The 7,458-nt window shown below is 39.6% G+C and carries 7 protein-coding genes; all 7 read left to right on the top strand.

Annotation, left to right across the window (positions count from 1 at the left end; translation table 11 throughout):
• On the top strand, positions 1 to 1,332 hold a 1,332-nt coding region (locus tag V7659_RS29020; RefSeq protein ID WP_335543512.1), incomplete at its 5' end, for a formate--tetrahydrofolate ligase.
• Between the two features lie 18 nt (positions 1,333 to 1,350).
• Positions 1,351 to 1,869 (top strand): hypothetical protein, encoded by a 519-nt coding sequence (locus V7659_RS29025; protein ID WP_335543513.1) that lies wholly within the window; start codon positions 1,351 to 1,353, stop codon positions 1,867 to 1,869.
• A gap of 128 nt (positions 1,870 to 1,997) precedes the next feature.
• Positions 1,998 to 2,846 (top strand): DegV family protein, encoded by an 849-nt coding sequence (locus V7659_RS29030; RefSeq protein ID WP_335543514.1) that lies wholly within the window; start codon positions 1,998 to 2,000, stop codon positions 2,844 to 2,846.
• A 292-nt stretch (positions 2,847 to 3,138) separates the two neighbouring features.
• Complete coding sequence (locus tag V7659_RS29035) at positions 3,139 to 3,786, top strand: HD domain-containing protein (protein ID WP_335543515.1); 648 nt, start codon at positions 3,139 to 3,141, stop codon at positions 3,784 to 3,786.
• Positions 3,783 to 5,672 carry an ABC-F family ATP-binding cassette domain-containing protein gene (locus V7659_RS29040; RefSeq protein WP_335543516.1) on the top strand — a complete coding sequence of 630 codons (1,890 nt, stop codon included), beginning with the start codon at positions 3,783 to 3,785 and terminating at the stop codon, positions 5,670 to 5,672. Before V7659_RS29035 ends, V7659_RS29040 begins: the two co-directional genes overlap by 4 nt.
• Before the next feature lie 10 nt (positions 5,673 to 5,682).
• Complete coding sequence (locus V7659_RS29045; RefSeq protein ID WP_335543518.1) at positions 5,683 to 6,816, top strand: conserved virulence factor C family protein; 1,134 nt, start codon at positions 5,683 to 5,685, stop codon at positions 6,814 to 6,816.
• A 63-nt stretch (positions 6,817 to 6,879) separates the two neighbouring features.
• Positions 6,880 to 7,314 carry a BrxA/BrxB family bacilliredoxin gene (locus V7659_RS29050; protein ID WP_335543517.1) on the top strand — a complete coding sequence of 145 codons (435 nt, stop codon included), beginning with the start codon at positions 6,880 to 6,882 and terminating at the stop codon, positions 7,312 to 7,314.
• The last annotated feature ends 144 nt before the right edge of the window (positions 7,315 to 7,458 follow it).

Consider the following 7,458-nt stretch of genomic DNA (forward strand, 5'->3'; position numbering starts at 1 on the left):
TCACAAGTCCTGCCAATGGAAGATATCAATCTACACTTTACTGGAGATCTTCACGCGATAACGACTGCAAACAATGCCCTCGCAGCATTAATCGATAATCATCTCCAACAGGGTAACGAACTTAACATTGATCAACGCAGAATTGTCTGGAAACGAGCAGTAGATTTAAATGATAGAGCCTTAAGAAAAGTAATCATCGGCCTTGGCGGCCCACTCCAAGGGGTGCCTCGTGAAGATGGTTTTGATATTACGGTTGCATCGGAAATTATGGCGGTTCTATGTTTAGCCGCAGACTTAAAAAATTTAAAATTACGATTATCACGGATGGTTGTAGCTTATAATTATGATAAGAATCCAGTGACTGTTGGTGATCTAGGGGTAGAAGGTGCATTAACGTTATTGTTAAAAGATGCGGTTAAACCTAACCTTGTACAAACGATTGAACACACGCCAGCCCTAATTCATGGCGGTCCATTTGCAAATATTGCCCATGGATGTAACAGTGTAATTGCTACAACCACAGCAGCTAAATTAGCGGATTATGTTATTACAGAAGCAGGGTTTGGCGCTGATTTGGGTGCAGAGAAATTTTTACATATAAAATCGAGAAGTGCAGGTATTAAACCGGAGGCTGTTGTTATTGTTGCAACGATTCGTGCCTTGAAAATGCATGGCGGTGTAGTGAAAAGTGAGTTAGCTAATGAAAATATTCCATCATTAACGCTGGGCTTTGCAAATCTAAAGAAACATATTGAGACCATTCAGAGCTTTGGATTACCAGTTGTTGTGGCCGTTAACAAATTCATCACTGATACTAAACAGGAAGTAGACACATTACTTGAATGGTGTCAAAGAGAAAATGTGCCCGTTGCCTTAACTGAAGTGTGGGAAAAGGGTGGAGCAGGCGGCATCGAACTTGCTAATACACTGTTAGCTGTCATGGACAAGGAAGAAAACCAGTTTAGGCCGCTATATGACTTATCTGATTCGATTGAAAAGAAAGTTCGGACGATTGTTCAAAAAGTTTATGGTGGAAACGAAGTTGAATTTTCATCAAAAGCAAAAAAACAATTAATTGATTTTGAAAAGTTTGGCTGGTCTAATTTGGCCGTTTGTATGGCGAAATCCCAGTATTCGTTATCTGATGATCCTTCAAAGTTAGGCAGACCTTCGGATTTCAGTGTAACAGTCAGGGAATTTAAACCGTCAATCGGGGCTGGATTTATTGTCGCCTTAACAGGAGATGTCATGACGATGCCGGGATTGCCAAAAAAACCGGCAGCCTTAAATATGGATGTCGATGAAAACGGGAATGCAATCGGGCTATTCTAAGAGGAGAGTCGAAAGTTTATGTTTGATCCAACTGCATTTGATAATATGAAAGTAGTGATTGAAGGGGCTCTTTATGATCTGGATATTAGTGGAGAAATCGTTATTACCGATCGAAACGATTCCGTTAATATGGCTAAAATGTCACGAACTTTTGACCTTTCGTTCCGGTTACCCGGAAAAAAGGTAAAGGCGACAATCGAACTGCAATCAGGACTTATTAATTTAGCCGCGGAGCTTTTACCATCCATACAATCAGAGGAGCAGGCAGGATGTATGTTAAGTCTGCAATTTACAGCCAAGGATGAATTGGACATAGATTTTACGACACTAAAATCCCTCTTAGAGGATATTTGGGGGCCGACCAGAACAATAACTCAAAGAGTACTCTATGACCCGTTAAGCATTGTTCCAACGAAAACTCTTATAATAAAGATTGAATTTGACCGGCTGATTCATGAAGACCAAATCGAGGACTTAGTCGAAATGACGGAGTTTATCATCACAACGTTAAAGAGACTAAACGAGGAAATTAGTTAAAAATCCAAAACCAGCTTTTCTTATTGAAGGCTGGTTTTGTTGTTTTTCTTATAATATTTACAATATTCTAATTTTTATGTACGATTAATTTACATACTAGTTCAAAATTATTAAAAGGGGAGATGACGTTGGTCAAAACGGCATGGGTTACAGATAGTACTGCCTATTTAGACGAAGAATTAAGAAATCATCCTGATTTATATACAATACCGTTAACAATTTTACTTGATGGTGAGGAATATTCAGATGGGATTGACTTAACATCAGCTCAATTATTTGCTCGACTAAAGCAGCTTAAAAATCCTCCAAAAACATCACAGCCTTCTATTGGGGCATTTCAAGCTCTATACGAAAAATTGTCAGCGGATTATGACCAAGTGATTGCTGTACTTTTATCAGGAAAGTTAAGTGGTACGGTATCCTCAAGTGAGCAAGCAGCAAAATTGGTTGATATTCCGGTTACCACGTTTGATTCTAACATTCTTACTTATCCGATGACGGCCTTGCTAAAAGAGGGAATGGCCTTAATTGAGGCTGGTGCTAGTCTTGAATCGGTAATCGACCAACTTGAAAGGATAAAGAAAACGAACGAGACTTATGTCCTTGTTGGCAGTTTAGAACAACTCCACCGAAGTGGCAGAATGTCAGGCTTGAAATTCTTTCTCGGCAGTATGCTTAATGTTAAACCGATTATATCCATCGTAGACGGGGCATTGAATGTAAAAGAAAAAGCAAGAAGTGAGAAAAAGGCGAAAGAAAGAATATTGGATTATTTACGATTATCCTACGAGCAGCATCACTTTAAAGAAGTATATATTTTATATGGATTGCATGAAGAACAAGCCTCCAATTGGGAAAACGAAATCAGCAAGGAATTTCCTGAATTAGAGATAGTTCGTTGCCCCTTAGGAGCGGTGATCGGTGTACATGCAGGTGAAAATACGCTTGGAATCAGTTGGCACAACGGATTGAAATAACTTTTTCTTGAACGGAGCATACTAATTTTGCATTTAATTTTAAATGAGAGGAAGATGCACAATTAGTAAGCAGGGTAGACAAAATGCGAACCAAACGAGAGAGCAAATTGAAAAACAAGACAAACGAAATGATATCGAACTTGGCAGTGAATTTCAGATTGGTAATACCAAATCGCAAAGTCAGAAAAAAAGTGGACGTCAAGCAAATAAAAAATAATCCCGATTCTTCGGGGTTATTTTTTATTTGTTTTTCATGATAAAATAGCAAGGGTGAAAGTGGGTGTTCGGGAAAATGAAAAACCAAGTGATAGAACAAACAGAAAATTATGTCCGCAACGAATTAGGGGAAGATGCTACTGGCCATGATTGGTTTCATGTGGATCGTGTTCGAAGAAATGCCCTACATATTTGCATGGAAGAAACGGCAGGAGATCCGTTCATTATTGAAATGGCGTCCCTGCTCCATGACATATCAGATGAAAAGCTCAATGAAAGCAGTGAAAAAGGGGAAGAAAAACTGGAATCCTTTTTACAAACCCTTCCGCTGACAGATAATGATAAAAGACATATAAAACAGATTATCGCAACGATTTCCTTTAAGGGTGGACAAACGACAACACTGTCCACGATTGAAGCAAAAATTGTTCAGGATGCTGACCGTTTAGATGCGATTGGAGCCATCGGGATTGCGAGGGCGTTTGCCTACGGCGGCAAAAAAGGGCAATCCATCTATGACCCAAGCATTTCTGTAAGAAATGAAATGACGTTAGAAGAGTATCGAAAAGGGAAATCAACAAGCATTCATCATTTCTATGAAAAACTGCTTAAATTGAAAGACTTAATAAATACAGATACTGCTCGAAAAATGGCAGAGAGTCGTCAACAAATGATGGTAACTTTTTTAGAACAATTTTACCGAGAATGGGATGGACAAGTATGAAAATGCTCACAGTTGAAAATGTTTCAAAAACATATGGAGAAAAACAACTCTTTAACTCTATTTCCTTTACGATTGGAGAAAAAGAGCGTGTCGGGTTAATCGGGGTCAATGGGACTGGTAAATCATCACTTTTAAAAATTATTGCTGGGCTGGATACGCCGGATGAAGGCAAAATTATTACGAGCAAAGATTATTCAATTACATTTTTAAACCAGCAGCCAGAATTAGATGGGGATAAAACAGTGCTAGAACAGGTTTTCCATGGTGAAGCCCCAATTCTCAAACTAATGCGTTCCTATGAAAAAACATTGCTAGAGCTTACTAGTTCCCCAAATGATACGAAAATCCAAGAAGACCTTTTTCGTTTGCAAAAGCAGATGGATGCGCTAAATGCCTGGGATGCGAGCACGAATGCAAAATCGATATTAATGAAATTAGGGATTGAAGATTTTACAAAAAGAATTGGTGAAATGTCCGGGGGGCAAAAAAAGCGAGTCGCATTAGCACAAGTTTTGATTGCTGAACCAGATTTACTTATTTTAGATGAGCCAACCAACCATCTAGATTTTGATTCAGTAAAATGGTTGGAAGATTATTTAAGCAGATATAGTGGTTCGATTTTGCTTGTCACTCACGACCGTTACTTTTTAGACCGAGTGGCCAATCGGATGTTTGAACTAGATGGCGGTCAAATATATAGTTATAAAGGCAATTATGCGGCCTTTTTAGAAGCAAAAGCGATTCGTGAAGAGAATGAGGCAGCGACTTTTGAAAAAAGAAAAAATCTTTTCAGAAGAGAACTTGAATGGATCCGGCGCGGCGCAAAAGCAAGAACAACAAAACAAAAAGCCAGGATTCAACGGTTTGAAGAGCTGGATGAGAAGGTTACTAATGGAAAACCAGCCTCTGAAAAACTTGATATCACTTTAAATGGAAGCCGCCTTGGAAAACAAGTATTTGAACTGAAGGATGCTTCCAAGCGATTCGGATCAAGAACAATCCTAAATCACTTTAATTTGTTAGTAAAACCTGGAGACAGAATGGGGATTATCGGAAAAAATGGGACGGGTAAATCAACTCTGTTAAATATTCTTGCTAAACAAATCCCGCTGGATGAAGGGGAATTCATCATGGGTCAGACCGTGAAAATCGCTTATTATACCCAAGAAAGTGAAGATATGGATGAAAATAAGCGGATGATTGAATACATTAAAGAAACAGCCGAAGTTGTAAACACATCGGATGGGAAAACAATCTCAGCGGCCCAAATGCTCGAACGCTTTTTGTTTCCGCCATTTACGCACGGAACACCAATCCGCAAGTTATCGGGTGGTGAAAAACGACGTTTATACTTATTGAAAATACTAATGACAGCACCAAATGTGCTTCTATTGGACGAACCTACAAATGACCTTGATACACAGACACTGACCGTTCTCGAAGATTATTTAGAGGATTTTCCAGGAGTGGTGATTACGGTTTCCCATGACCGCTATTTCTTAGATAAGGTGGCGGAACAACTTCTCGTTCTACAAGGGGAAGGGGCAATTGAATCCTTCTATGGAAATTATACAGAGTATCTTGAAAAGGAATCGGCGTTAGAGGCACAAAAAACGGTCACTGTTACCGCTAAGCCAACAAAACCAATTGAAAAAGAAAAAAAGAAAAGAATGACCTATTCAGAGAAAAAAGAATGGGAATCCATTGATGAAGACATCGAGACAACGGAAACCCGCCTGGAAGAAATAGCTTCAGAAATGGCAAAGACAGGCAGTGATTTTACAAAAGCACAAGACTTAATGAAGCAAGAAACGGAATTGAACGAGAAACTCGAGCATTTAATCGAGCGCTGGTCATACCTGGCCGAACTTGCGGAAAAGGAATGAGGTGGTTGTGTTGAAAATTAAGGCGATTGAACCAACGCCAAGTCCAAATACAATGAAAATCATTTTAGATGAAGAACTTCCCATGGGGAAAAGCCATAATTATAAAAAAGAAACTGCTGCTGATGCTCCAACAATGATTCAAGCCATCCTTCAAATTGATGGTATAAAAGGTGTTTATCATGTGGCGGATTTCCTTGCCATTGAACGAAATGCGAAATATGATTGGAAGGAATTATTGCCGCAAGTACGCCAGGCATTTGGAGAAAAAGCGGAGGAAATTACCCAAACCAATCAGATCAACGAACATTTTGGTGAGATTAAGGTTGAAATCCAGATGTTTAAAGAGATTCCGCTCCAAGTAAAGCTTACGGACGGCACATCAGAAAAACGGTTTGGTATGCCGGAATACTTTTTAAAAGCAAGAGAACGGGCACAGCTGCCTGATGATCATTATCTTTTACTTAGAAAGTGGCAGAATCAAGGCGTCCGCTATGGAGAGTTTGAGCAGATCGGCCAGGAAGTGGTGGACGAACTTATTGCCGCCTATCCTGAGGTGCGACTTGAAGAGTTGGTTGCAAAAGCTCAATCCACGGATCCTAAGCCTGAACTAAAATATAGTAAGAAGCGCAAAAAAGTATCGGTAGAAGAGTTAAATAATCCGGATTGGCAAATTCGCTATCAGGTTCTCGAACAAATGGATGACCCAGAATTAGAGGATTTACCTGTCCTTGAAAAAGCGCTATCAGACGAAAAGGCTTCGATTCGAAGGCTAGCAACCGTGTACCTCGGTATGATCAAGGAAAAGAAAGTACTGCCGTTACTATATAAGGCACTGAAAGATAAAACGGTGACTGTTCGCAGGACAGCAGGAGACTGTCTATCAGATTTAGGGTTTTCGGAAGCTGCAGACGAAATGATGCAGGCATTGCAGGATAAGAGCAAGCTTGTCCGCTGGCGGGCAGCTATGTTTTTATATGAAGCAGGCGATGCAAAGGCACTTCCGGCATTAAAGGCTGCCGAAAATGATTCGGAGTTTGAAGTCAGTTTACAAATAAAAATGGCGATCGAAAGAATAGAAGGCGGCTCAGAAGCAAAGGGTTCTGTATGGAAGCAAATGACGGAAGCTAGGAAGAGCGTTGAATAAAATTGCAAATAGGCAGTAGATTAGGTATTCTAAAGTGGATGAACCGAAACGGAGTGATTAAAATTGTCAAATGCATATGAAGAATATATGAAACAAATGGTTTTACCGATGCGCGAAGAATTAACAAGAGCTGGTTTTGAAGAGCTCGCAACAGCACAAGAGGTAGAACAATTTATGGAAAATGTGAGTGGAACAACGCTTGTTGTCGTAAATTCCGTATGCGGTTGTGCGGCTGGGTTGGCTCGTCCTGCGGCGACGCAAGCTGTCCTGAATAGCGAGAAAAAACCGAACCATATCGTAACCGTGTTTGCTGGCCAGGATAAAGAAGCAACCGCAAAAATGCGTGAGTACTTTGAAGGAATTGAACCATCATCTCCTTCAATGGCATTATTAAAGGATAACAAAGTTGTTCATTTCATTCCAAGACATGATATTGAAGGAATGCCGATGGAATCAGTAATGCATAATTTACTCGGGGCATTTGAAGCCCATTGTTAAAAAGGATGTCAGCCGACATCCTTTTTTTTATGTAGTGGTGGTCGCAAATTTTTCCAATTATACGAAAAAAGAAGTATAATATTTTCTATAATAACTAATTTAAGATAATAATAGAAAATAGATAAAGAATAAGGTGATTAATAA

Origin of the sequence: Neobacillus drentensis (genome assembly GCF_036966985.1) — a bacterium.
Lineage (GTDB): Bacteria > Bacillota > Bacilli > Bacillales > Cytobacillaceae > Neobacillus > Neobacillus drentensis_E.